The sequence below is a fragment of the Kribbella sp. CA-294648 genome (assembly GCF_050943845.1).
In the GTDB taxonomy this organism is placed as follows: domain Bacteria; phylum Actinomycetota; class Actinomycetes; order Propionibacteriales; family Kribbellaceae; genus Kribbella.
The window spans coordinates 5978129-6003113 of the sequence record NZ_CP191981.1; the positions used below are offsets into that span (position 1 = coordinate 5978129).

Annotated in this window: 25 protein-coding genes; 10 read left to right on the forward strand and 15 right to left on the reverse strand. The window is 66.9% G+C overall.

Annotated elements, in window-relative coordinates; all coding sequences use genetic code 11:
• Positions 1-277 precede the first annotated feature (277 nt).
• Positions 278-1471, forward strand: a complete 1194-nt coding sequence (locus ACQPYM_RS28200; RefSeq protein WP_433006203.1) for a S8 family peptidase — start codon at positions 278-280, stop codon at positions 1469-1471.
• A 64-nt stretch (positions 1472-1535) separates the two neighbouring features.
• Here ACQPYM_RS28200 and ACQPYM_RS28205 read toward each other — a convergent pair whose 3' ends face one another.
• Entirely contained in the window at positions 1536-2171 is a 636-nt protein-coding gene (locus ACQPYM_RS28205) for a response regulator (protein ID WP_433006206.1), read from the reverse strand.
• Positions 2168-3322: a MacS family sensor histidine kinase gene (macS, locus tag ACQPYM_RS28210; RefSeq protein WP_433006209.1), complete on the reverse strand. Its 1155-nt coding sequence runs from the start codon at positions 3320-3322 to the stop codon at positions 2168-2170. The genes ACQPYM_RS28205 and macS overlap by 4 nt, the downstream gene beginning before the upstream one ends.
• 239 nt (positions 3323-3561) lie before the next feature.
• On the opposite strand from macS, the gene ACQPYM_RS28215 reads away from it, so the two are divergent.
• The gene (locus ACQPYM_RS28215) at positions 3562-5961 is read left to right on the forward strand and encodes an immune inhibitor A domain-containing protein (RefSeq protein ID WP_433006212.1); all 2400 of its coding nucleotides are present in this window, start codon (positions 3562-3564) and stop codon (positions 5959-5961) included.
• Positions 5962-6038: 77 nt separating this feature from the next.
• Here ACQPYM_RS28215 and ACQPYM_RS28220 read toward each other — a convergent pair whose 3' ends face one another.
• The 3 genes from ACQPYM_RS28220 to dapF form a co-directional block, all read right to left on the reverse strand.
• Entirely contained in the window at positions 6039-6869 is an 831-nt protein-coding gene (locus ACQPYM_RS28220) for a phosphotransferase (RefSeq protein ID WP_433006215.1), read from the reverse strand.
• A 77-nt stretch (positions 6870-6946) separates the two neighbouring features.
• Positions 6947-8425 (reverse strand): GTPase HflX, encoded by a 1479-nt coding sequence (gene hflX, locus ACQPYM_RS28225; RefSeq protein ID WP_433006218.1) that lies wholly within the window; start codon positions 8423-8425, stop codon positions 6947-6949.
• A 103-nt stretch (positions 8426-8528) separates the two neighbouring features.
• Positions 8529-9377 carry a diaminopimelate epimerase gene (dapF, locus tag ACQPYM_RS28230; RefSeq protein WP_433006221.1) on the reverse strand — a complete coding sequence of 283 codons (849 nt, stop codon included), beginning with the start codon at positions 9375-9377 and terminating at the stop codon, positions 8529-8531.
• Positions 9378-9399: 22 nt separating this feature from the next.
• On the opposite strand from dapF, the gene ACQPYM_RS28235 reads away from it, so the two are divergent.
• Positions 9400-9675, forward strand: a complete 276-nt coding sequence (locus ACQPYM_RS28235; RefSeq protein ID WP_433006224.1) for a hypothetical protein — start codon at positions 9400-9402, stop codon at positions 9673-9675.
• On the opposite strand, the gene ggt is transcribed toward ACQPYM_RS28235, so the two are convergent.
• From ggt to miaA, 4 genes are all read right to left on the reverse strand, one after another.
• On the reverse strand, positions 9672-11531 hold the full coding sequence (gene ggt, locus ACQPYM_RS28240) for a gamma-glutamyltransferase (protein ID WP_433006227.1): 1860 nt from the start codon (positions 11529-11531) through the stop codon (positions 9672-9674). The genes ACQPYM_RS28235 and ggt overlap by 4 nt on opposite strands.
• Before the next feature lie 85 nt (positions 11532-11616).
• Positions 11617-12330, reverse strand: coding sequence for a hypothetical protein (locus ACQPYM_RS28245; RefSeq protein ID WP_433006230.1), 714 nt, complete (start codon positions 12328-12330; stop codon positions 11617-11619).
• 3 nt (positions 12331-12333) lie between these two features.
• Positions 12334-12855, reverse strand: a complete 522-nt coding sequence (locus ACQPYM_RS28250) for a SigE family RNA polymerase sigma factor (RefSeq protein ID WP_433006233.1) — start codon at positions 12853-12855, stop codon at positions 12334-12336.
• Positions 12842-13813, reverse strand: coding sequence for a tRNA (adenosine(37)-N6)-dimethylallyltransferase MiaA (miaA, locus tag ACQPYM_RS28255; protein ID WP_433006236.1), 972 nt, complete (start codon positions 13811-13813; stop codon positions 12842-12844). The genes ACQPYM_RS28250 and miaA overlap by 14 nt, the downstream gene beginning before the upstream one ends.
• A 187-nt stretch (positions 13814-14000) precedes the next feature.
• Here miaA and ACQPYM_RS28260 point away from each other — a divergent pair, with 187 nt between their 5' ends.
• From ACQPYM_RS28260 to ACQPYM_RS28275, 4 genes are all read left to right on the forward strand, one after another.
• Positions 14001-14234, forward strand: coding sequence for a hypothetical protein (locus ACQPYM_RS28260; RefSeq protein ID WP_433006239.1), 234 nt, complete (start codon positions 14001-14003; stop codon positions 14232-14234).
• Positions 14235-14309: 75 nt separating this feature from the next.
• The gene (locus tag ACQPYM_RS28265; protein ID WP_433006242.1) at positions 14310-14570 is read left to right on the forward strand and encodes an antitoxin; all 261 of its coding nucleotides are present in this window, start codon (positions 14310-14312) and stop codon (positions 14568-14570) included.
• Between the two features lie 91 nt (positions 14571-14661).
• Positions 14662-15114, forward strand: a complete 453-nt coding sequence (locus ACQPYM_RS28270; RefSeq protein WP_433006245.1) for an NUDIX hydrolase — start codon at positions 14662-14664, stop codon at positions 15112-15114.
• Positions 15115-15213: 99 nt separating this feature from the next.
• The gene (locus tag ACQPYM_RS28275) at positions 15214-17049 is read left to right on the forward strand and encodes a LamG-like jellyroll fold domain-containing protein (protein ID WP_433006248.1); all 1836 of its coding nucleotides are present in this window, start codon (positions 15214-15216) and stop codon (positions 17047-17049) included.
• 150 nt (positions 17050-17199) lie between these two features.
• Here the strand turns inward: ACQPYM_RS28275 and ACQPYM_RS28280 are convergent, their stop codons facing one another.
• The 6 genes from ACQPYM_RS28280 to ACQPYM_RS28305 all read right to left on the reverse strand — a co-directional run bounded on the left by ACQPYM_RS28280 (position 17200) and on the right by ACQPYM_RS28305 (position 22740).
• The gene (locus tag ACQPYM_RS28280; protein WP_433006251.1) at positions 17200-17895 is read right to left on the reverse strand and encodes a phosphotransferase; all 696 of its coding nucleotides are present in this window, start codon (positions 17893-17895) and stop codon (positions 17200-17202) included.
• A 2-nt stretch (positions 17896-17897) separates the two neighbouring features.
• Positions 17898-19379 (reverse strand): tRNA (N6-isopentenyl adenosine(37)-C2)-methylthiotransferase MiaB, encoded by a 1482-nt coding sequence (miaB, locus tag ACQPYM_RS28285; RefSeq protein WP_433006254.1) that lies wholly within the window; start codon positions 19377-19379, stop codon positions 17898-17900.
• Between the two features lie 76 nt (positions 19380-19455).
• Complete coding sequence (locus tag ACQPYM_RS28290; protein WP_433006257.1) at positions 19456-21501, reverse strand: hypothetical protein; 2046 nt, start codon at positions 21499-21501, stop codon at positions 19456-19458.
• Entirely contained in the window at positions 21489-21758 is a 270-nt protein-coding gene (locus ACQPYM_RS28295; RefSeq protein WP_433006260.1) for a hypothetical protein, read from the reverse strand. The genes ACQPYM_RS28290 and ACQPYM_RS28295 overlap by 13 nt, the downstream gene beginning before the upstream one ends.
• A 3-nt stretch (positions 21759-21761) precedes the next feature.
• Positions 21762-22328, reverse strand: a complete 567-nt coding sequence (locus tag ACQPYM_RS28300; protein ID WP_433006262.1) for a hypothetical protein — start codon at positions 22326-22328, stop codon at positions 21762-21764.
• Positions 22329-22536: 208 nt separating this feature from the next.
• Complete coding sequence (locus tag ACQPYM_RS28305) at positions 22537-22740, reverse strand: hypothetical protein (RefSeq protein WP_433006265.1); 204 nt, start codon at positions 22738-22740, stop codon at positions 22537-22539.
• A gap of 158 nt (positions 22741-22898) precedes the next feature.
• On the opposite strand from ACQPYM_RS28305, the gene ACQPYM_RS28310 reads away from it, so the two are divergent.
• The 3 genes from ACQPYM_RS28310 to ACQPYM_RS28320 all read left to right on the forward strand — a co-directional run bounded on the left by ACQPYM_RS28310 (position 22899) and on the right by ACQPYM_RS28320 (position 24958).
• Positions 22899-23468, forward strand: a complete 570-nt coding sequence (locus tag ACQPYM_RS28310; protein ID WP_433006268.1) for a hypothetical protein — start codon at positions 22899-22901, stop codon at positions 23466-23468.
• 20 nt (positions 23469-23488) lie between these two features.
• Positions 23489-24121: an amidohydrolase family protein gene (locus ACQPYM_RS28315; protein WP_433006271.1), complete on the forward strand. Its 633-nt coding sequence runs from the start codon at positions 23489-23491 to the stop codon at positions 24119-24121.
• Between the two features lie 66 nt (positions 24122-24187).
• The gene (locus ACQPYM_RS28320) at positions 24188-24958 is read left to right on the forward strand and encodes an amino acid ABC transporter ATP-binding protein (protein WP_433006274.1); all 771 of its coding nucleotides are present in this window, start codon (positions 24188-24190) and stop codon (positions 24956-24958) included.
• Positions 24959-24985: the final 27 nt, after the last annotated feature.

Consider the following 24985-nt stretch of genomic DNA (forward strand, 5'->3'; position numbering starts at 1 on the left):
GGTGCGGGTGTCGTGACACAGAGCATTCCACTGGGCGTGGAAACGCACAGTCTACGAACGAGCGCAACCCACCGATCGTGCCCCCGTCCCCGGCATCGCCCTCGTCACCGCCACGGCCGGCCTGTCAGCTCAGTGCCATGGCATCAGCGCGCTAACGAACTCATTGACGCGTCAGGCGGCAGGCCCTAACTTCTCATCCACTCACTCCGTAGTCGCCTGTGGACCGAGTGTGATCACCCCTCCGCCCGGTGGGTGATGAGTTCCCTGAGGAGGAACAGTGCGTCGAAGCATCCGCCTGAGTCTGGCCGCCGCCATCGTGCCGGCGATCGCCCTGACTACCGCTCTGAGCACCGCCAGTGCCGCCCCCGCCCCGGACCCCAGCGGCCGGATCATCCTGGTCCAGCCCGCCTCCGCCGAGCCCGGCGTGACCGCGGTCAAGGACACCTACATCGTCGAGCTGAAGAAGGGCAGCCGGCTCGGCAAGCTGAAGAGCTCGCTCGGGGTCACCCCGCAGCGCGAGTTCAGCACCGCCGTGACCGGCTTCAGCGCCAGGCTCAACGCCGCCCAGCTCGCCACCCTGCAGAAGCACCCTGACGTGGTGGCCATCTCGCAGGACGTGCTGTACCAGGCGCTCGACGCCACCCAGACGAACCCGCCGTCGTGGGGCATCGACCGGATCGACCAGCGCAACCTGCCGCTGTCGCGGTCGTTCACCTACACCCGCACCGGTACCGGCGTGCACGCCTACATCATCGACTCCGGGATCGACCCGACCCACCCGAACTTCGGCGGCCGGGCCAGCTTCGACTTCAACGGCATCGACTCCAACAACACCGACTGCAACGGCCACGGCACGCACGTCGCCGGCACCATCGGCTCCACCTCGTACGGCGTGGCCAAGAACGTCCGGCTGCACGGGGTGAAGTGGCTCAACTGCAGCGGTGGCGGCACCGCCTCGTCGGCGATCGCGGCCGTCGATTGGGTCACCCGGAACGCGGTGAAGCCCGCGGTCGCGAACGCATCGTGGAACTTCAGCCGGAACACCACGCTGGAGAACTCGCTGCGCGCGATGATCAACTCCGGCGTCTTCCTGGCCGCGTCCGCGGGCAACACCGGCGCCAACTCGTGCGACCGGCTGCCGCGACGGATCTCCACCGCACTGGTGGTGGCCGCGAGCACCAGCACCGACGCACGCGCGTCGTACTCGAGCACGGGGTCCTGCGTCGACATCTACGCACCGGGCTCGGCGATCGTCTCCACGCTTCCCGGGAACACCACCGGTTCCTACAACGGCACCTCGATGGCCACGCCGCACGTTGCCGGCGTCGCTGCCCTCTACCTGCAGACGAGCCCCTCGGCCTCGCCTGCGACGGTCAAGTCGTACATCGAGACCAACGCCACGCCGAACAAGGTCAGCGGCGGCGGTACCGGTGGCACGGTGAACCGGCTGCTGTTCTCCAACGGCCTGTAGGTAGCGCTAGACCCGCCTGAGTACGCCGTACCGGTTCCGCCCCAACCGGTACGGCGTACGTGCGTTACTCCTCGTCTATGCCGTTCTCTATCGCGTAGCGGACCAGCTCTGCCCGGTTGTGGAGCTGCAGCTTGCGCAAAGTGTTCTGCACGTGGTTCTCGACGGTCCGGTGCGACAGCACCAGCCTGGTGGCGATCTGCCGAGCGGTCAGCCCTCGGGCCACCAGCCGCAGTACCTCCGTCTCGCGCTCTGTCAGCTGAGGCACCTCCGGCCCAGCCCCCAGCCGCCGGTACTCCCCCAGCAGCAACCCGGCGAGCCCTGCACTGAACACTGCATCGCCTTCGGCAGTACGCCGCACTGCGTCGTCGAACTCGTCCAGTGACGCCGACTTGACCAGATACCCCGAGGCACCGTTCTTCACGGCAGCCAGTACGTCGGCCTGCTCGGCGCTGGCCGACAACACCAGGACCCTCGTGTCGGGGAGCGCCGCAGTGATCTCCCGAGTGGCGTCCACGCCGGAGCCGTCGCCGAGCTGAAGGTCCATCACCACCACGTCCGGCTTGGTCGCCAACGCGATCCGGACCGCGCTCGCCACATCCGAGGCGGTCGCACAGACGTCGTACCCCCGACTGCCGAGATCCCGCGCAACACCCTCGCGCCACATCGGATGGTCGTCGACGATCATGACTCGCGTCGTCATGCCTTGCTCACCTTCATTTCCCACTCTGTGCCTTCGCCCGGGGCGGTCCGGACCGAAACGGTGCCGCCGAGATCAGCGATCCGGCCGCGGATCGACTGGCTGACCCCGAGGTGCCCGTCCGCCCGGTCCACCTCGAGCCGGTCCGCCGTCGTTCCGACTCCATCGTCGCGGATCGACAGCAGTACGTCGGTACCGAGGTCCTCGACCACCACCCAGGCGCGCGCCTCAGGTCCCGCGTGCTTGCTCACGTTGCTCAACGCCTCCTTCACCACGGCCACCAGTTCGGTGGCCTTCGCCGTCGGCAGCAGGACCGTTTCTGCCGGTACCACGACGTCGACCCGAGGCGTTGCCAAGGGCAACAAAAGCATGCACAGATCGATCCGGCCGCGGTCGCCGGTGACCGGCCGGGTGGCCATCAAGGTGCGCAAGGCAACCTCTTGCTCGGCGGCCAGCTTCGCCAGCTCCACCGCCTCGCCGCCGATCGCGTGACCACGGCGCTGCACCTGGGCGAGTACCTGCAGGACGCCGTCATGGATCGAGCGGCTGAGCCGCAACCGCTCGGCGGTCGCGCTCTCCGCGGCGATCGCCTCGCGCAGCCGGCTGGTCGCCCGGCGCATCGCGGTGGCGGCGTACCCGACGACCAGACCGGCGACGAGCAGCAACTGGACGTTGCTCAGGACCTTCGACGCGTTGTCCACGCCTCGCAGTGAAAGCAGCGCCAGGCTGATCGTCGCGGCGCCGAGCAGACCGCCGTCGCGGCCGCGGGAGATGCCGAGCGCAAGCACCGGTCCGGCCGCCCAGACCGAGGTCAGCACCGAAGCGCCGGCTCGGATGTCGAGCAGCGGCTGTGCGAGCAGCGTGAGGAACATGCAACCGACAGTGACGACCAGGTCGGCGAACGCGAGCCGGGTGTTGCGGCGTCCCCAGTGCCGGCTGTAGCCGATCGAGACAATGACGGTCCACCCGCCCATCACCGCCAGCTGGACGACCGCGCCGGAGGGCCGGTGGATGCCGTCCCAGCGACTCCAGACGCCGAAGCAGGCGAAGCCCCAGGTGATCGCCCGGAACACCACCAGTGCGCGCCACAGCGGCAGCATCAGGTCGATCGCGTCACCGCGTGACCGCGCAGCGTCAACGCGGAGAGGTTCCATGACGCACAGTGTGCCAACGCGGGTGACCAGCACGCTGCGTTGTCGTACTCCAGTGTGTTGAGTGGTCTTACTGATTGCGTGCGCGAATGATTCCCCGCTGTTGCCCGGAAAATTTTCCCGAACCACTTCAGCCCCGCCCGATTTCCCCGTACTGTCGCGGCAATTGTCAACGCTCGGGGGAGCCATGACCACGTTGCGTCACCCTCGCGGCGTGTGTTTTCAGTAGCAGGGAGGGAATCGTGCGCAAGCGCAAAATATCTGCCGGGCTGTTCAGCCTGGCACTGGCGGTGACGTTCGGTCTGACGTACATGTCGGCCGGGAACGCCGCTTCGTCCAGCGAGGCAGCAGCCACGGCGGCCGAGGCGGCCGCACCGGCACCGAACGAGGCACCGGCCTCGGACGAGTTGCCCAACCCGCTGGAGGACAAGCGCCGTGAGCTTCGTCAGGAAGCCCTGACGAAGGTCCTGAACGGCACCGCGAAGGCGGAGAAGCGCGGCGCCAGCACGGTGGTCAAGCTCGGCACCAAGACCAAGACCGCCGGTGCCAAGGGACAGCGGACCGCCAAGAAGGCGGTCAAGGTCGATCAGTACGTCGAGCTGAGTCGCGCGAAGACCGACCGGATCTTCGTCGTCCTCGCCGAGTTCGGCAACGAGCGGCACCCGAACTATCCCGACAAGGACACCGATCCGAACTGGCCCGGCCCGGCCACCTTCGAGGGACCGCTGCACAACGCGATCCCCGCGCCGGACCGGTCGGTGGACAACTCCACCGTGTGGCAGGCCGACTACAACCACCAGCACTACAAGGACATGTACTTCGGCCCCGGCAACTCGGTGAAGAAGTACTACGAGAAGCAGTCCTCCGGCCGCTACAGCGTCGACGGGACGGTGACCGACTGGGTCAAGGTCAAGTACAACGAGGCCCGCTACGGCCGGTCCAACGGCTACCCGTGCGCCGGCAACGTCTGCAACAACACCTGGGCCCTGGTCCAGGACTCGGTGAACCAGTGGGTCGCCGACCAGAAGGCGGCCGGCCGCACCACGGCGCAGATCACCGCCGAGCTGAAGACGTTCGACCAGTGGGACCGCTACGACCACAACGGCAACGGCAACTTCAACGAGCCGGACGGCTACATCGACCACTTCCAGATCGTCCACTCCGGCGGCGACCAGGCCGACGGCGACCCGCACCAGGGTGAGGACGCCATCTGGTCGCACCGCTGGTACGCCGGCTTCCCGGGCGGCCCGGCCACCAACCCGATCGGTGGCGCCCAGATCGGCGACACCGGCGTGTGGGTCGGCGACTACACGATCCAGCCGGAAAACGGCGGCCTCAGTGTCTTCGCGCACGAGTACGGCCACGACCTCGGCCTGCCGGACCACTACGACACCTCCGGTCCCGCGATCGAGAACGGCGTCAACTGGTGGAGCCTGATGGCGCAGAGCCGGGTCGGCAAGCCCAGCGACGGCGGCATCGGCGAGCAGGCGGCCGACCTCAGCGCCTGGGACAAGCTCCAGCTCGGTTGGCTGGACTACGAGATCGTCAAGGCCGGCCAGGACCGGACGATCGACCTCGGCCCGCACGAGTACAACACGGCCAAGGCCCAGGGCATCGTGGTGACCCTGCCGAAGAAGTCGGTGGAGAGCCCGCTGCAGCCGCCGGCCACCGGCACCAAGTCCTGGTGGAGCGGTGAGGGCGACGAGTTCACCCACACCATGAACCGCCAGCTGGCCCTCCCGGCCGGTACGTCGACCCTGACGATGCAGGCCAACTGGGACATCGAGGACTGCGACACCACCGCCTGTGACTATGCCTACGTCGAGGTGAACGACGGGACCGGCTACAAGCCGATTCCCGGCTCGATCACCAACCCGGCCGAGGGCAACGGCATCGACGGCAAGAGCAACGGCTGGAAGCCGGCCACCTTCGACCTGTCGGCCTTCGCCGGCAAGACGATCGGTCTGCAGCTGCGCTACACCACGGACGCGAACACCGGCGGCTTCGGCTTCCACGCGGACGACATCAAGGTGACCAACGGCGCGACCACCCTGCTCGAGTCCGGTGCGGAGGCATCGCCGGAGGGCTGGACGCTGAACGGCTTCAGCTCGGTCGGCTCCACCCTCACCACGCAGTACGACAACTACTACCTCGCGTCGCACATCAACTACGTCTCGTACGACAAGCACCTGAAGACCGGCCCGTACAACTTCGGCTGGGCCAGCACGCTGCCCGACAAGGTGGAGCACTTCCCGTACCAGGACGGCCTGCTGCTCTGGTACTGGGACACCTCGCAGCGCAACAACAACACCAGCCAGCACCCCGGACAGGGCCTGGTCCTTCCGATCGACTCGCACCCGGTCCCGATCAACCGTCTCGACGGTGACATCTGGCGCCCGCGGGTCGGCGGCTACGACGCTCCGTTCGGACTGGAGAAGGCCGACTCGTTCTCACTGCACGTGAACGGCGAGCCGAGCTACATCCGCGGCCAGGCGGGCGTCCCGACGTTCAACGACTCCAAGACCTATTGGTACCCCGAGCAGCCCTCCGCGGGTGTCAAGGTGCCGAACCACGGCGTCAACATCAAGGTCCAGTCGCGCAACGGCACCTCCATGAAGGTGAAGGTCTCCAGCCGCAACTGACCTGCCGAACACACCGGCGGCCCCGGGTTTCCCCGGGGCCGCCGGCCTTTGCCCGTCGGCCCTGGACCGCCGCGGAGTCAGTGCGTGGAGTCGAGGGCGGCGCGCAGTTCGCCCATCCACTGGGCGGCCAGCCCGGGGCCGTTCGGGAGTTGGTCGTTCCGGTCCCAGCGCCAGGTGATGATGATGGCCAGCATCAGCATCCGGCACTCGCGGAGCAGGTCGCGATCGAGCCCTGGATAGTGCTCGGCGATCTCCTCGGGCGCATGGGCGAGATCGAACTCGACCGGACCGCGGCAGCACGTTTCCAGGTCGATGAACACCGGACCGCCCTGGGCATTGAGCAGATTGCCGGGATGCGGCTCGCCGTGCAGCAACTGCTCGGCCGGCTGCCGCTCTTCGATTGCTCGCCTCATGCGTCGCAGAGTGCCGGCCAGAACTTCCCGATCCGCCTCGACGAGCTCCGGAGTGTGGTCACGGTCTGCCAGACTCAGCAGCGCCTCCTCGACCCGATCGGTGAAGTGCGGCGTCGCGACCTCGACCTTGCGCATCCCGGTATGGAGCAGCTCGAGGGCCCGGGCATAGTCCGCCGGCAAGATCGCTCCAGCTGCTTCGTAGTACGTCCACAGCGTGACCACGAACCCGTCGAGCTCGTAGGCCCGCGGCTCCACCCGAGGCTCGAGCGCGGCCACCGGACTGCCGACTTCGGCGAGCCGCTGAGCCACCTCGAGCTCGAACTCGGCGTTCTGCTCGTTCTCCGGCGCCACCCGAGCCAGCACATCACCCGGCAGCAGCCGCAGGGTGAGCTTGTTGGAGTTGTTGAGAATGACCGCATCATCAACCTGCAGCCCTGACGACGAGGCGATAGAGGTTGCCGCCGCCACCGCCTGCCGGGTCTCTTCCGCTTGCATGCAGAACCTCGCCATTCTTGGGGGGACGTGGAACAGCCCGGGAACAACAAGTTCCCGGGCTGTCGGTCGTGCTTGGGTCAGGCGGTGACGGCGTACGGGGTCAGGTCGCCGGCCAGGTCCGCGTGGACCCGGGCGGTGAGCCTGGTGCCGTCGGCGGTGTGTTCGAGCTGGTCCACCGCGCCCTCGGAGTGGATCCGGGACATCAGGTCGCCCCGGTCGTAGGGCAGCAGCAGGTCGACGGCGACGTCCGGGCTCGGCAGGGCTGCCTCGACCAGCGCGCGCAGTTTGTCGATGCCTTCGCCGGTGTGCGCGGACACCACGATCGCGCCGGTCTCCCGGTGCAGGATCGGCGCCAGCGCCATCGGGTCGGCCACGTCGCCCTTGTTGATCACGATGATCTCCGGGACGTCGGAGGCACCGATCTCGCTGAGCACCTCGCGGACCGCGTTGATCTGGGCGATCGGGTCCGGATGCGAGCCGTCCACCACGTGCAGCAGCAGGTCGGCGTCCGCGACCTCCTCCAGCGTCGAGCGGAACGCCTCGACGATGTCGTGCGGCAGGTGCCGGACGAACCCGACGGTGTCGGTGAAGGTGTAGACCCGGCCGTCCGACGTGGTGGTCCGCCGGGTGGTCGGGTCCAGGGTCGCGAACAACGCGTTCTCGACCAGCACCCCGGCGTTCGTCATCCGGTTCAGCAGCGAGGACTTGCCCGCGTTCGTGTACCCGGCGATCGCGACCGACGGGATCGAGTGCCGGCGACGCTCCTGGCGCATCGTCGAGCGGGTGCCCTTCAGCTCCTTCAGTTCCCGGCGCAGCTTGGAGATCTTGGTGTTGATCCGGCGCCGGTCGGTCTCGATCTTGGTTTCACCAGGACCACGACCACCGATACCGCCACCAGCCGCACCGACCCGGCCACCGGCCTGGCGGGACAGGTTGCCACCCCAACCACGCAGGCGCTGCTTCATGTACTGCAGCTGGGCCAGCTCGACCTGGGCCTTGCCTTCCTTGCTCTTCGCGTGCTGGGCGAAGATGTCCAGGATCAGCGCGGTCCGGTCGACCACCTTGACCTTCAGCCTGTCTTCCAGGTTGCGCAGCTGGGCCGGCGCGAGCTCACCGTCGGCGATCACCGTGTCGGCGCCGAGCGCGGCGACCAGGTTGCGCAGGTCGGACACCTTGCCGCTACCGATGTAGGTGGCCGGGTCCGGCTTCTTGCGCCGCTGGATCACCCCGTCGAGCACCTCCGAACCGGCGGTCTCGGCGAGCAACTTCAGCTCGGCCAGCGAGTTCTCGGCGTCCTCGGCGCTGCCGTCGGTCCACACGCCGACCAGCAGCACGCGCTCCAGCAGCAGCTTGCGGTACTCGACCTCGCTGATGTCCGTCAGCTCGGTCGACATCCCGACCACGCGCCGCAGCGCCTGGCGTTCCTCGAGCTCCAGGCCCTCGGTGGTCAGCTCTCGGTCGTAACCCGACGAAGACTCCTCGTCGTCGAGCACGTCGTCCTGGATCAGGTCGAGGTCGACGTCGGTCTCTTCGTATGCATTCGAATGGGTCGTCATATACCTTCCATCGTGGCACGGCTCACCCCCACAGGCGACCCGATTTCCTGTCCAACGACCACGAGCCCCGCCGAATTCCCCTTCCGGCGGGCAAACGGCGCCGTCAGGCCGGCAACCAGGCCCGGTCGAACTCGCCGCGAGCGTGCACAACGGCCGGTCCGGTGAGTTCGAGATGATTGTCCTCACGCCAAGTGACCGACACAACACCCCCCGGTACTACGACCCGGTACGTGACCGGCAGGCTCTGGCGAGCGGCCCGGGTGGACGCCACGGCCACGGCGCACGTGCCGGTGCCGCAGGAGCGGGTCTCCCCCGCGCCCCGCTCATGCACCCGCATCGCCACCTCGTTCGGGCCGTTGCGGACGACGAACTCCACGTTCACCCCGTGAGGGAAGGCCTCCAGCGGGGACCAGCCGGGCTGCTCGACCAGCCAGCCGGGCTCGGTCAGGCTGTCCACGAAGGCGACGGCGTGCGGGTTGCCCATGTCGACGTGCAGGGCGGGCCACTGGTGGCCGTTCGCCTCGACCACGATGCCGGCCGGACCAGGAAAGCTCGGCTCGCCCATGTCGGCGGTGATCGTGCCGTCGTCGTTGAAGACGATCTCCTTCACGCCGGCGCGGGTGCCGACCCGGACCGGCTTGTCACCGGTCAGCCCGGCCTCCTGCAGGTACCGGGCGAAGACGCGGATGCCGTTGCCGCACATCTCGGCGACCGACCCGTCGGCGTTGCGGTAGTCCATGAACCAGTCGCCGCCGTCCTCGACGTACGACTGCTGGGCTCCCTCGATGACGCGCAGGACGCCGTCGGCACCGATTCCGGCGTACCGGTCGCAGAGGAAGCGGACCAGGGCGGCGTCGAGGTCGCCGTGCACGCTCCCGTCGGGGTCGGGCAGCAGCACGAAGTCGTTCTCCGTGCCGTGCCCCTTCAGCCAGGGAAAGGTGCCGGTGCTCATGGGGGAATCGTACGGTTTGCCCATGGCAGACGAACTGGTGGCGTACTTCTGGGAGCAGGAGGACGCGGAGGAGGTCGCGGAGCGGCTCGGCGGCGTCGTCCGGCGAGGCCGGTTCCAGGGCGAGGACGACGATGAGGACCACCCGTGGATGGTCCTCATCACGGCCGGAGCCGATAGCGCAGTACTGGAGGCGCTGGTTGCGGAGTACGACGGCTGGCTCGATGCCGGCGGTGCCGAGACACCGCCGGTCGAGCCGCCGCCGCTACCGGATGCTCCTAAGCGCCTGAAACGCGGCTAGCGCGGCCAGAGTTGGTAAACCGTGCCGGCCGCACCGCCACCTCGGCGCTTTGGCTCGGCCGCGGCGAGATAGCCACCGCCCGGCAGTACCTCCAGCGCCGCGACCGCGCCGATCTCGGCGGCTGAGGTGAAGGCGTCACCCGAAGGCACCAGCTTGTGGCCGTAGGGCAGCAGAGCCTTCTCGTAGGCAGTGATGAACGGCGGTTCGGCGGTGACGTTGGCCGTGTTGCGCTGTGACGCGCGCGGCGCGGCCACGGCCTGCGGCAGCGTCATCCCCCGGTCGAGCCGGTTGGTCAGCGTCTGCAGGACGGTCGTGATGATCGTCGAACCACCCGGCGAGCCGAGCGCGAGGAACGGCTTGCCGTGCTTGAGCACGATCGTGGGCGACATCGACGACCGCGGCCGCTTGCCGGGCTGGATCCGGTTCGGGTCGGCCGGGTCGTAGACCGTCGAGAAGTCGGTCAACTCGTTGTTCAGCAGGAAGCCACGGCCCGGGACGGTGATCCCGCTGCCGCCGGTCTGCTCGATCGTCAGCGTGTACGAGACGACGTTGCCCCACTTGTCCGCGGCGACCAGGTGCGTGGTCGACACGCCTTCCGTGTCAGGCCTTTCCTCGGTCGCGACGCTCGGAGCGCACGGGGTGTACGAACCATCCGGCGAGCCGGCCTTCACCGGCTTGACCGCAGCCTTGGCGGGGTCGATCAGGCAGGACCGCTCGGCGCCGAATCCCTTCGACAGCAGCTCCTTGGTCGGCACGTTCACGAACGCCGGGTCACCGACGTACGCGCCCCGATCGGCGAACGACAGTGCCGACGCCTCGAGGTAGGTATGCAACGCCTGCGGGGTGCTCTGCTTCGAGATCCGCTGCGGCGTCAGGATGTTGAGGGCCTCACCGACCGTCGTACCGCCGGAGGAGGACGGTGCCATCCCGTAGACGTCGAGACCGTTGTACTGGACCTTCGTCGGGTCCTGCCGGAGCACCTTGTACTTCGCCAGGTCGGCCGTCGTCAGGTAGCCGGGCATCACCGGCAAGGTGGTACCCGGGGCCTTCGGCGGAGCCTTGACGGTCGCCTCGATCTCCTTCGCCAGCGGGCCGGTGTAGAAGGCCGACGGGCCCTTCTTGCCGATCAGCTCGTAGGTCTTGGCGAGCTCCTTGTTCCGGAACACCGTCCCGACGACGGGCGCGTCGCCGTTCGGCAGGAACAGCTTGGCGGTCGGCGTGATCGCCGCGAAGCGGGTCTTGTTGTCGAGCGTCTGGTTGCGGAAGGTCTGGTCGACGACGAAGCCACGATCGGCCAGTCGCGCGGCCGGCTTCAGCGCCTTGCCCAGCGACAGCGTGCCCCAGGAGGACAGCGCCGAGTTCCAGGTCGCCAGCGTGCCGGGGACACCGACCGAGACGCCGGAGGTGACCAGGTCGGGCGTGAAGGTGTACGGCTGGCCCGTGGCGGGGTTGATGAAGGCATCGGTCGGCATCGTCGCGGGCGCGGTCTCGCGGCCGTCGATCGTGTAGACCTTGCGGTGCTTGGCGCTGTAGTAGACGAAGTAGCCGCCACCGCCGATCCCGGCGGAGTACGGCTCGGTCACGCCGAGCGCGGCCGCGGTCGCGACGGCCGCGTCGACGGCGTTGCCGCCACGGCGCAGTACGGACAGGCCGATATTGGTGGCGTCGGGGTCGACGGACGCGACAGCGCCACCGAAGCCGATCGCGGTGGCGTGCTTGGCGGGAGGCCGCGGGGCGCGGTTACTGGTCTGCGTCTCGCTCTGGGTGGCGGTCGCAGCCGTGGCGGTGCTCGCGGTCAGGCCGGCCAGGACGAGCGCACCCGCTGTCAGGCTGGCGGCCAGGCGTTTCGAAGTCACGGGTCCTCCGCTGGATCGGCGTACAGGGACAGGCCCTGCCTACCTCCTCAGCGGCGACTACGCCAGTTCTGGCGCGTCAGCAGCCTCACTTGACCTGGCAGGACGCCAGGAAGCGGCGCAGCAGGTCGTCGTTCCACTCCTTGGTTCCGGCCGGCAGCTGGACCAGCAGCCAGCGCTGGCCGAGCATCACCTGGCCGGCCGCACGGCCGTCGGCGGTGCCGAAGTGGAACACCTTGCCGGACTCCTGGGTCGCCCTGGTGGCCTGCAGGCTTCGCGCCTGGGGCAGGGCCCGCAACTCCAGTCCGCTGCCCGGCTTGAGATCGGCGGTGCGTACGTTCGGCGGTGCCAGCAGGACGTGGTCCCCGCCGGTCGTCCCTTGCGGGGCCCAGCCCAGTGGGGCGAGTGAGCAGTCGATGTTGCTCCAGGCCGCCTTGTTGGCGACCAGCGAGACGGCACCGGCGGAATACAGGGAGACGGTGCCTTCGGTCTGCGGGCTCGGGCCGGCCAACATCGGGGTGGCAACGGACTCCGGCTCTGAGCTGGCGGCCGCCGACGGAGTCTCCGCAGGGCCACCGGCCACCTGCGACTTCCCCGGGTCCCCCCAGTTGACCTGGTTGCCCACGGCGAGCACGGCGGTCGTGGCCGCGGCGATGCACAGGACGCCGGTGACCCGGCGGCGCGCCCTGATCCGGCGCAGCGCGCGACGGCCCCGCGCCACGTCCGCCTCCATGTCCGCCGGCGGCAGGCCGTCGACCGCACGGTCGGCGAACTCCGTCAGCAGAGCCTTCACGTCGTCCACTTCTCAGCTACTCCCCGTCGCGGGATCGGTGGCCGGATCCTCGGCCATCAGGTCCTTCAGTCGTTTCAGCGCTTTCGCGGTCTGGCTCTTCACGGTGCCCTCGGTGCACTCCAGGACCCGGGCGCAGCTCGCCACGTCGAGGTCCTCGAAGTACCGCAGCACCAGGACGGCCCGCTGCCGCGGCGCGAGCTCCAGCAGCGCCTTGCGGACGGCCAGTGTGTCCACCGGATCCGTCTGCTCGGACAGCCTCGGCTCGAACGTCTCGGCGGTCACCACCTCGGGGTGGCGGCCGGCCCGGCGGCGCTCGTCCAGGAAGGCGTTGACCAGGATGCGGTGCGCATACGGTCCGGCGCCCTCGTGCCGGATCCGGTGCCAGTGCACGTACACGCGCGTGCAGGCGGTCTGGACCAGATCCTCGGCGGTGTGCACATCCCCCGCGGTGAGCAACATCGCCGTTCTCATCAGCCTGGTGCGATCCGCGACCAGGTACTCGCGGAACTCGGCCTCCCGGTCACCCCCTCGCATCGACAGCCCCTAGGCCTTCCACCTCGACTACGTTGCCGGTGGCGGCTTGGTTGCCTCGTACTACGGACAACGCTCGGTCCACAAGATCAGGGGCATCCCAAGGCAGCCAGGTGATCCGGGGGTCCTTGCGGAACCAGGAGTCCTGCCGCCGGGCGAACCTGCGGGTCGCCTGGGCGGTTCGCTCCCGTGCCTCGGTCTCGGACAGTTCGCCCCGCAGCAACGCGATCACCTGCGAGTAGCCGAGCGCGCGGTTCGCAGTACGGCCCTCCAGCAAGCCCTTGCCCAGCAGGTCTTCAACCTCGGCGACGAAGCCCTGCTCGAACATCCGGTCCACCCGGTGATCGATCCGCTCGTCCAGCACCGGCCGCGGTACGTCGAGTCCGAGCTGGACGGCTCCGGGGTAGACATAGCGGTGCTCGGGCAGCGTCGCGACGTACGGGCCGCCGGTGATCTCGATGACCTCGAGCGCACGCACGATCCGCCGGCCGTTGCTCGGCAGGATCTGCTCGGCGGCAGCCGGGTCGGCTTCGGCCAGGCGGCGATGCATTTCACCGGACCCGCGCTCCTCCAACTCAGCCTCCAGGCGCTCCCGTACTGCGGGGTCGGTGCCCGGGAAGGCGAAGTCGTCGAGGATCGCGCGGATGTAGAGCGCCGAACCGCCGGCCAGCACCGGAGTCACCTGACGCCGCAGGCAGTCGTCAATAGCGGTCCTGGCCAGATGCTGGAACTCGGCCACCGTGGCGGTCTGGGTCACGTCCAGGATGTCGAGCAGATGATGCGGCACGCCGGCCCGCTCGGCCGGGGTGATCTTGGCGGTGCCGACGTCCATCCCGCGGTAGACCTGCATCGCGTCGGCGTTCACCACCTCGCCCGGCAACTGCTTGCACAAAGCAACCGACAGGTCGGACTTTCCGGCCGCCGTGGGACCGACGACGGCGACGACGAGTGACTCGACCATCTCCTTAGTGTGACAGTGCGGCCGGGGCCCACCGCAGGGCGGCGTGAACTCTGGGACAAAGAAGACCGGCCGGGGTTGTGGTGACCCCCTGAGTTCGGTAGGAACAGGGGCAAGAGTTACGGTCCGGACCGCATTGGCGATTCGGGGGGCCGAACACAGCGCAGCACCGACTCGGGAGGAACATTTCGTGACGAACCAGTTCGAAGAAGGCGCCGACGCCGCCAAGGAAGCTTTTGACCAGGGCGACAGCACGGCCGAAGGACTCAAGGGCGGCGGCGGCACCGACTCCGGCGGCGACGTGGAGTCGGGCGGCGATGTCGAGTCGGGCGGCGACGTCGAGTCCGGTGGCGATGTCGAGTCCGGTGGCGACGTGGAAAGCGGTGGCGACGTCGAGGGCGGGACCACCGGCGACGGAAGCTGATCACCTCCCACACCTGGGGCCCTGTTGGTGGGAAGATCACCGCTAGCTGTCTGTAAGTAGTTCACTACGCTAGGAATGGGAGCCCCCGAGATGGGCATCTTCGACAAGTTCAAGGGCAAGGCCGAGGACCTCAAGGACAAGGCCGGCGACGTCGTCGACCAGCACGGCGACAAGGTCGGCGGAGGACTCGACAAGGCCGGCGACTTCGTTGACGAGAAGACCGGCGGCAAGTACGGCGACAAGATCGACCAGGGTGTCGACGTCGCCAAGGACCGTCTCGACGGTCTGGACGGGCAGGACGACGACATCGCGAACAACCCGAACAAGCCCGCCTGAGCTTCACAGCCTCACCGCCGAGGGCCGCAAGGGGACTCCCCTTGCGGCCCTCGGTCTTTGCTGTCGGTCGCGACACCTAGGGTTGGCCGACATGGATCGGTTTCAGGTGATACCCGCTGCCTATGTGGCCTTGCGGCGCGGCGACCAGGTGCTGTTGCTGCTCCGGGCCGGCACCGGCTACATGGACGGCTTCTGGGCGGTGCCGGCCGGGCACGTCGAGAAGGACGAGTCCGTGCTGGCGGCGGCGATCCGGGAGGTCCGCGAGGAGGTCGGGGTGGAGATCGACCCGGCCGACCTGACGCCGGTCACCGCGATGCACCGCACCGGCGGCAACGGGCTGCCGATCGACGAGCGGGTCGACTTCTTCTTCACCGCCACCCGCTTCGCCGGCGAGCCCCGGTTGATGGAGCCCGGCAAGGCGTCGGGGCTCGGCTGGTTCTCGCTGGACGCATTGCCCGATCCTGTCGTACCGCACGAGTTGCGGGTGCTGAACGGGCTGCGGGACGGCAGTATCCCGCCGGTGATCGCGCACGGTTTCCAGTAGTTCTTCTCGTGTTCACAGGGCGAGGCGGTTGCCGCCCTAGAGTGCCGTCGATGCGCCGGGGCGTGAGGCACCTGGCGGTTGGAGCGCGGAGGCACACCGATGGGCGAGCAGGGCACCAGCAGGCGGCGGATCCTTCAGGCGGGAGTTCTCGGAGCGGGCGCGGCCGTCGGGTCCGCGGTGACCGGAGTACCGGCTGCTTCGGCCGCGGTTGATTCTGCCGCTGCGGTTGCTCGCTCCGGTGGCCGGCCGGATCCGGAGAATCCGCGGTTCACGCTGGCCGTCGTACCGGACACGCAGTACCTGTTCGATCTCGATCGTGGGGACGCGGCGCCGCTGGCCGCGACCTTCGAGTACCTGGTCGAGCGGCGCGGGGTGGACAACATCGTCTTCACCGCGCACCTGGGTGACGTGGTCGAGAACGCGCAGGCGAGCGAGTTCGCCCAGGCCGACCCGGTGTTCGCAGTACTGGACCGGGCCCGGATGCCGTACAGCGTGCTGGCCGGCAACCACGACATCGACGGGAGCTTGGACGACCAGCGCGGCGATTCGCCGTACCTGCGGGTGTTCGGGCCGCAACGGTTCCGGCGGATGAGCACGTACGCCGGATCGACGCCGGACGGGTACAACTCCTACCACGTGTTCCGCGCGGGCGGCCGGCAATGGTTGCTGCTGGCAATGGACTGGCGGCCCTCCGACGCGGGCTTCGCCTGGGCCCGCAAGGTGATCGCGCAACACCCACGACTGCCGGTGATCCTGACCACCCACGACCTCGTGCACGCCGACGACGGGGACGGCGTCGCGCAGTTCTCCGAGCACGGCGACCGGGTCTGGAAACAGCTTGTCGAAGGCAACGACCAGATCTTCCTCACCCTGAACGGCCACTTCTGGCCGTCCGGCCGGACGGTCCGCAGGAACGCGGCCGGCCACGACGTCCACCTGCACCTCACGAACTACCAGGACCGGTACTACGGCGGTGGCGGCATGGTCCGCCTCTACCACTTCGACCTGGCCCGCGACACGATCGACGTCGAGACGATCAACCCGTGGATCCTGGCGCAGAACCCGGCCCGGCGCAGCCCGCTGGCCGAGGGCGAGATCGAGCTCACCGGCGACGTCGACCGGTTCAGCGTGCCGATCGACTTCAGCACCCGCTTCGCCGGGTTCGCCCCGGAGCCTCTGCGGCCCGCTCGCCCGGCACGGGAGTTGGTGATCCCCGGGACCGTCGCGTACTGGCGGTTGGACGGGCCCGTCGGCTCGCGGGTCGTCGACCATTCGGGACACGGCAACGACCTGACGTCTGTGCTGCTGCCCGGCTCCCCCGCCGACAGCCTCCGGGCCAGCGCCGAGCACCACCCGGATCAGCCGGGCCACGCGAGCTGGGTGTTCGGTGGTCGCAAGAAGCCGGCTCGCGGCGGCTACCTGCGGACGGCCGACAACGCACCGCTGAACCGGCTCACGTTCCAGGGCGGCTACACCATCGAGGCTTTCGTGAAGCTGGCCGACGACGGGCTCGACCACTCGTGGGAAGGGCTGCTCAGCCGGCTCGGTACGGGAGCCGATGCGGGCAAGACCGGCGGCGACACGTCCGAGCCAGTCGTCAACCTGGCCTTCTCCGGTGGGCGGCAACTGCAGTGGGCCGTCTACCCGCTCGACCAGAACGACACCTTCACCAACTGGGGACACGAGGAGATCGCGGGTCGCTGGTTCCATCTCGCGGTGGTCAACGACGGGCGCCGTACGACGCTGTACATCGACTCGTCAGAGCTGCTCCGCAACCCGGCGACGCGGTCGAACGGCCTCGCCACCACCGGCGCCCCGTGGCTGCTGGGCGCCAACCACTACGCCAACACGATCGAGCAGACCTTCGCCGGCCACATCGGCGAACTCCGCATCGTCGACCGCGCCCTCTCCCCCAAGCACTTCCTCAACGCCTAAACCGGCACCGCCCGAAGCGCACGCCGAAGCTCACCGCCTGAAAGCCGCACTTTGTGCACGACGTGAGCGGATCCGCCGCCGAGAATCGCTCAGGCCGTGCACAAGGTGCGGCTTCAGCGGGGCGGAGGGCGGGGGCGAGGCGGGGGCGGGTTAGTGCGGTACGTGGGTTCGGATGAGGTCCGCTTGGGCTGGGAGTAGCGCGTTTTCGGCCGGGGTGAGGGTGGGGTTGCCGGCCCGGGCGGCGAGGGCGGCAGCCAGGCCGGGAGTCGGGTCGATCGAGTTGGCGAGGTAGGTCGACAGCGACTCTCGGAGCAGGCCGGACAAAGAAGCGAAGGCGGGGTCGAGAGCCACCTGGGCGAAGATGACGGCGGTCATCGCGATGTCGAACTCCGCCGTGCCCTCCGTCGCGTTGCGCCAGTCGATGACCACCGGGCCGGACGCGGTCAGGATGACGTTCTCGGGGTGCAGGTCGCCGTGCACCACGACCTGACCCGGCGTGCCGCTCGGCGCGGGGATGGCGTGCAGGCGGCGATGCAGGTCGGCGTGCATCAGGCCGAGTTCCGCGGGTGAGAGGTCACCGGCGATCCCGGCTTCGGCGACGGTCGAACCGGTCAGGCGCTCGATCACCATGTCCGGACCGTCGACCTGACGGACGGCCGGCACCGGATAGTCGTACTTCGCCACCCACCGCATGTACTCCGCTTCGTCCCACACCGGATGCCCGTTGCGGTAGCGGCGCAGTACCCACTGATCGTCGACCGCGTAGACATCCGCATCGCGTCCGGATGCGAACGGCTCGGCTCCCTCGGGGAGCCGCAGCCCGGCGGGGTCCGGGGTCGGGGGCAAGGTCAGTTGACCTGGCAGCCGCCGGTTGCGGGCGCGAGCGGGGCGGGCTTGCTCAGCGTGGGCATGCCGAGCATGACGCCAGGTGCGCCGACCGGGGTGGGGGCGTCTTGGGCTCGTTCCCAGGCGTCGCCGGCGCGCGTACGGCGTACTGAACCGAAGACGTCGGCGACCAGGTGGTGGGGCGCTGCGTAGGTGACCTCGACGGTTGCCATGTCGCCCGGCCGTGGCCTCTCGACTCCCTCGGGCAGCGCGAAGTGGACGAGGCGGTTGTCGCGGGCCCGGCCGGACAAGCGGTGGGTCGCGGCGTCCTTGCGCCCCTCCCCCTCGGCGACCAGTACCTCGACGGAACGGCCGACGACCAGCTTGTTCTCCGCCCACGCCATGTCGTCCTGCAGCGCGACCAACCGCTCGTAGCGCTCCTGGACCACCTCGCGCGGTACCTGGTCCTCCATCGACTCGGCCGGCGTACCGGGCCGCTTCGAGTACTGGAAGGTGAAGGCGCCGGCGAACCGGGCCGCGCGGACCACGTCGAGCGTGCCCTGGAAATCCTCTTCGGTCTCCCCGGGGAAGCCGACGATGATGTCGGTGGTGATCGCGGCGTCCGGCATCGCGGCGCGGACGTCCTCGATGATCTTCAGGTAGCGGTCGCGGCGGTAGGACCGGCGCATCGTCTTGAGGATCTGGTCGGAGCCCGACTGCAGCGGCATGTGCAGCGAGGGCATCACGTTCGGGGTCTCGGCCATCGCCTCGATCACGTCCGCGGTGAAGTCACGCGGGTGCGGCGAGGTGAACCGGACCCGCTCCAGGCCGTCGATCTGACCGCAGGCCCGGAGCAGCTTGGAGAACGCGTACCGGTCGCCGAACTCGACCCCGTAGGAGTTCACGTTCTGGCCGAGCAGCGTCACCTCGAGCACGCCCTCGGCGACCAGCGCCTCGACCTCGGCGAGCACGTCACCGGGCCGGCGGTCCTTCTCCCGGCCGCGCAGCGCGGGCACGATGCAGAACGTGCAGGTGTTGTTGCAGCCGACACTGACCGACACCCAGGCGGAGTACGGCGACTCGCGCCGGGTCGGCAGCGTCGACGGGAAGACGTCGAGCGACTCGAGGATCTCGACCTGCGACTCCTCGGCGATCCGGGCCCGCTCCAGCAGCACCGGCAGCGAGCCGATGTTGTGGGTGCCGAAGACGACGTCCACCCAGGGCGCCTTCTTGGTGATGGTGGCCTTGTCCTTCTGCGCCAGGCAGCCGCCGACGGCGATCTGCATCCCCGGCTTCTTCGCCTTCACCGGCGCCAGGTGCCCGAGGTTGCCGTACAGCTTGTTGTCGGCGTTCTCGCGCACGGCGCAGGTGTTGAAGACGACGACGTCGGCCTGGTCCCCCTCGGGCGCACGGACATAGCCCGCATCCTCCAGCAGCCCGCGCAGCCGCTCGGAGTCGTGGACGTTCATCTGGCACCCGTAGGTGCGGACTTCATAGGTACGCATAACAGCACCGACGATACCTGACGACTGGCAGCCGCCTATAGCGAGGCTATCTTTAGTAGTATCCCATCCAAAAAGATCACGACGTTCCAAATTCGTTCTCCAGATCCACCCATAGGCTTCGGACAGAGTCTGGAACCTCTGCGCGGCGATCACGCCCTATCAGCAGGAGCGCCGGATTCAGTCGAATTCGCAGGAACTCTTTGCGCCCTGAAGCCTGCCGCTTCTCCTTCACCATAACGCCGTTTTTAACCATCAACTCTCGGACTTTAGGCCAATCCCAATTAGAGGTCAGACGAAGGATCGGTCCGGTTTCATCTGCCTCGGTGAAGAAGTTAGTTCTCGAGTAGACACCTACTAATTCTTCCAGAATGGTCAGAATCTCATCTGGGATCGCCCGAAGTTCCGCATTGCTTTGCGCCGATAGCAAGCCGCAGGCAGCCATGATCTTCCCCACCTCGAGCGGCTCATACACCATCCGATTTATCCCGACACCCGATAGGCTCACCGCCCGGACATCCTCAGAATGGATTCCCGTAAGGCTCAGAATCGTAGTTGCTGGGTCCACCAAGATACGATCCAATGTCAGATCGCGAACCTCGCCTTGGAGAATACAATTCCGCAAGTCGACATTAATGAAGGCGCACCCAACCAGTGTAACCGATCTCAGTTCAACTCCAACAAATGATACGTCTATGAAGTCCAGATTCCGAATATCCATCGCGTCTTCAGAGGATTGCAGACTCTTAATCACACCTGCCGCAACAGTGCCAGCATTCCTGCGAATCTGGGGAGTGTTCGCATCGTCCCTCGCTCCTGCGTCGGACAAAACACTTAACACGCTCGAGGCCTCGGAGGCCAGCCTCACACCGGCGAGGTTCGCCGCGAGCTCAGGCATCTGCCCTCGGCGCAATGCTTGTCTGACGCGGAACCGATCCGCTGATCGAACTATTTGAACGACAGGTTCGCTCAAAAAATATGCGTAATATACATCATGCTCAAATCGCACACTTCCGCGGGATTCGCCGCTTTTGAGGAGAGCAGCATAGGGACCGCGGTCAGCAACCAGAAGCTGCGCTTCAGGATCTAGCCCTTCGATCTCACCCCAAACACTTAGCAACTCTCGGAGGCTACTCCTGGATAACTCCACGGCGTCTTGCCGCCAGATTTCTTCCGCAATCTCAGCAAATAGTGCGGCCAACTGGGGCGTCGAAAGAACCGGCCGGCCGGTCTGCTGACGCAATTTCTCTTCGGACTCACGGCGCAAGTAGCTGTTCACAAGTTGTTCTAGAAGATTGCGACCGTCACCCAACGAGTCTTCCGAGGCGAGAAGGGACTCAACAGTTCTTGTTACAAAGAACGGATTCCCCGCGAGATTCCCCAAATGTTCATCGGATAGAACAGCCTCAAGCCGCAGATTGAACTCGTCATGCAATGCTCTTGTGAAATCGGCTTCATCGGTTCTCAATGCAACGTACTGCGCGCGCTCTGCGACGTCCCAATCTTGGAGCTGCACGCGAGTAAGGTCCCACCCCTCGGTCCGGAAACCGATAGAAGAGTTTACCCGAGATACAAACTCTTGCTCATAGTAAGCACTTCGAGCCGCGGCTATTACACAACCGCCGCCGCGCAACCCATCGAGAAAGCTAGCCAGGGAACTGAAAGATTCGTCATAACTTCCGGCCACACCCAGAAGTTCATCGAACCCATCGACTACTAAGACTAGAGCGCCGACCCTGACCAAGGTAGGCACCGCATCGAAAGAAAATCGTGCGCGCGCTTTGCCTAGATCCCCTGAGACGGCATCGTCAAGTCTCGCAAGCCTCCGTCCCTGAGCATCCACATATATCCAGAGTTGATCAGTCAGTGCCGCACGGTACGCAGATGCCTTTCCTCTCACCATCTGACTGAGGAGGCTGGTTTTCCCGACTCCAGCGGACGCCGTGACGAAGATCAAGTTCGTCTTGTCGACAAGTGGCCGCACCGCTGCGGGGAATATATCCTCTGCATTTCCTGAGAGGCGTTCACCATTGCGGTCGTCGATCAGAACCTGTGGCGATACATAGTCATTTACTTCACCAAGGCGACCCAATAAATTACTTGCAAGGTTCCTCAAATCAGCCATTTCGGCACCTGCGAGAAACGACCGATACGAAAGATCACTCCATCTCGGCGAACCATTACCTCACTGAAGTCAATCGCTCCTCGCAACTCAAAATCAGCAGATCGCTTCTGACCCTGCATCTCCCATGCGGCCCTCACCCAGGCGCCATCGCGGTCCTGAATTTGCACTATCGAGCCGGGATCCGCGAAGCTCGCAAGATCTACGCGCAATAGATATTCGAGTTCATTGGGCAAGGGCAGCGCTTCATTCTCGGTCATTATCTACGCCCATTCGATGACATTTAGCAATTGGACATTTACTCCGAGCAGATGAGAGTCATTCTCGGCGAGCGTCCTCTTTCTCAGCCATCTAATAGGCATGCTCCCCCGCACGGCGGTTGCCAACGCGACGGGTACATAGTCATCATCGTTCGCAATTAGGCAAATGCCGTCATGGTAGGCACCGTGCGCGTAATGATGCGCATCTTGCGCCAACATCTGATCCACCATCTTTTGGGCGGAGTTCTTATACGTGCCCACGAGTTGCGCAGACGGCATGCATGCCAAGCTCGTGACCACGGTCGGAATGATCCGAACCCCAGACTCCAGGCCGGCGAGATATGAGACCGATCGTTGCACTAGTCTATACTTTTCCATATAGCGGCCGGTTTTATCAACCCATCCGTCATAGAGCCGGCATTCAACCTCGCAGGCATCTGACGAAAGAGCCTTTGGGTTCACTGGAAGCGTTTTACGAATTAGATAGCCAACTAACTCGAGCGTGTCACGAATCTCCGATTCAGACTTAACTGACGGATTAACATTGTTGAAATCAACAAGCGCGAGCACTCGGCGCCATCCATCGCTTGATCCCCCTGGAGTCACATTGGGACAATACGTTCTGAAGGACAAGACGCCAAGACTGAAACGCTAGCCGAGTTGGGTCAATCGATTGACCCCCGCCTGGGCCAGCGGTACGCGGTAGTGATTACCTACCCTGATTGGGATCGGCGTCGCCCGAGCACTGACACAAGGGTGGATGAATCAGCTCCCGCCGTCAGTTCCTCGGCCGTACCGCCGCCGGAGCCGCTGTGGTTGCCGGTGGCACCATCGCCGCCTCGCCCGCCTCGGCGTTCGTCAAGCCGCTCGCGGCCATCGGCACGACCCGGATCACCGCGCTGACCGACGTCACGGTCATCGACGTCGCGAACGGCCGGCGCCATCGGCACCAGACCGTGCTGATCAGCGGGGACCGGATCATCGGGGTCGGCCGGCGCCTGCCCGTTCCGCGCGGTGCAGTCGAGGTCAACCTGCCCGGCAAGTTCGTCATCCCCGGCCTGGCCGACATGCACCTGCACTCCCCGACCGACGAGCGCGTGACACCACCGCTCTGCCTGGCCAACGGGTTGACCACGGTCCGTGACATGGCCGGGACGAACCCGATGCTCTACGACTGGCGCGACCGGGATCGACGCCGGCACGCTGCTCGGCCCGCGGATGATCGTCGCCGGCCAGATCATCGACGGCGACCCAACCCTGTGGGATCCGGACCTTCTCGACGTGCTGGTCGTCACGGACGAGGCCAGTGCGCGCGCCGCGGTACGGCAGGTGAAGAAGGAGGGTGCCGATTTCGTCAAGGTCTACTCGCGAGTGAGCCCAGCGGCGTACCGGGCCCTGCTGGACGAGGCGCGGCGGCAGCAGCTGACCGTGCACGGCCACGGGCCCGACCAGGTCGCGGTCAAGGAGGTCAGCAACGCCGGTCAGCGCAGCATCGAGCACATCCACGCGCTGGCCGTGGCGGTGTCGAGCCGGGAGTCCGAGGTACGCCGGATGGTGCAGGCGATCTCGGTCCGGGCCGGCGACTACAACGCCTGGTTCCGGCAGTGGCACCAGATCGAGTGGCTCGCGGCGAACACGTACAGCCGGTCCCGGGCGGCCGACGTCTTCGGCACGCTGCGACGCAACCGGACCCGGGTGCCCCGACGCTGACCATGCACAACGTGCTCGACATGCCCGACCACACCGGGCTGGACCCGGCAACGCTGAAGTACCTGAGCGCCGGCTCGATCGCTATCTACGGGTACGTGGTCGAGCAGCTCTACAAGGCCAACCGAACCGCCGCCGAGATCTCCCGCCAGCGGCAGATGTGGGAGTACCGGCAGCGTTTCGTCCGCGAACTCTTCGCCCATGGCGTGCCCGTCCTGGCCGGCACGGACACCGGTACGCCGTACATGGTGCCCGGATTCGCCCTGCACGACGAGCTCGAGCTCCTCGTCAAGGCCGGCGCCACCACCCAGCAGGCCCTGTACTCCGCCACTGTCGAGCCGGCCGGGTTCCTCGGGATGAGCGCCCACCTGGGCTCGGTGGAGTCTCGCAAGATCGCGGACCTCGTCGTACTGGACGGCGATCCGCTCAAGGACATCATCAACACGCGGCGTATCCACACCGTGGTCACCCGGGGACGGATCATCTCCCGGCCGTGCGTGAACGCATGCTCGCCGACGGGGAGGCAGCCGTCAAGAGCCCCTCGGCAGCAACCGGTCTGGCTGCAGGTGGTTGCTGCGGAGCGGGCCGTCCCGGACACTAACGGCCAGAATCGAGCAGGCTGTGACCGCACGGTCACGGCCTGCGCGGCGAGATAGCAGATCGTTACCACCGTGGAACCGGGGATCCGTGCAGTCACCCTCAGCCTCCGCTAGGTTCTCGCCATGAGCGAAACCTCTGCCGTCGACACCGTGACGACCACAGGTCTTGTCGCCCTGACAGGTGTGAACAAGCACTTCGGCGACCTGCACGTGCTGAAGGACATCAACCTGTCCATCAACCGTGGCGAGGTCGTGGTCGTGATCGGCCCGTCGGGGTCGGGCAAGTCCACCCTGTGCCGGGCGATCAACCGGCTCGAGCCGATCGACTCCGGCACCATCACGCTGGACGGCCAGCCGCTGCCCAGCGAGGGCAAGGCGCTGGCCCGGCTGCGCGCCGACGTCGGCATGGTGTTCCAGTCGTTCAACCTGTTCGCGCACAAGACGATCCTGCAGAACGTGACGCTCGGCCCGCTGAAGGTCCGCAAGACCGATCCCAAGGCCGCCGAGCAGCGGGCGATGGAACTGCTCGAGCGGGTCGGGGTCGCCAACCAGGCGTCGAAGTACCCGGCCCAGCTGTCCGGCGGTCAGCAGCAGCGGGTCGCGATCGCGCGGGCACTGGCGATGGAACCGAAGGTCATCCTGTTCGACGAGCCGACCTCGGCACTCGACCCGGAGATGATCCAGGAGGTCCTCGAGGTGATGATCGACCTGGCCCGGCAGAACATGACGATGGTCGTGGTCACCCACGAGATGGGGTTCGCGCGCAGCGCGGCCAACCGGGTGGTGTTCATGGCCGACGGCGAGATCGTCGAGGAGGCCAGCCCCGAGACCTTCTTCACCAACCCGACCTCCCGGCGTGCGCAGGACTTCCTCGGGAAGATCCTCAAGCACTGACGAGACGCCCGGCCGGCCCGTGGGCCG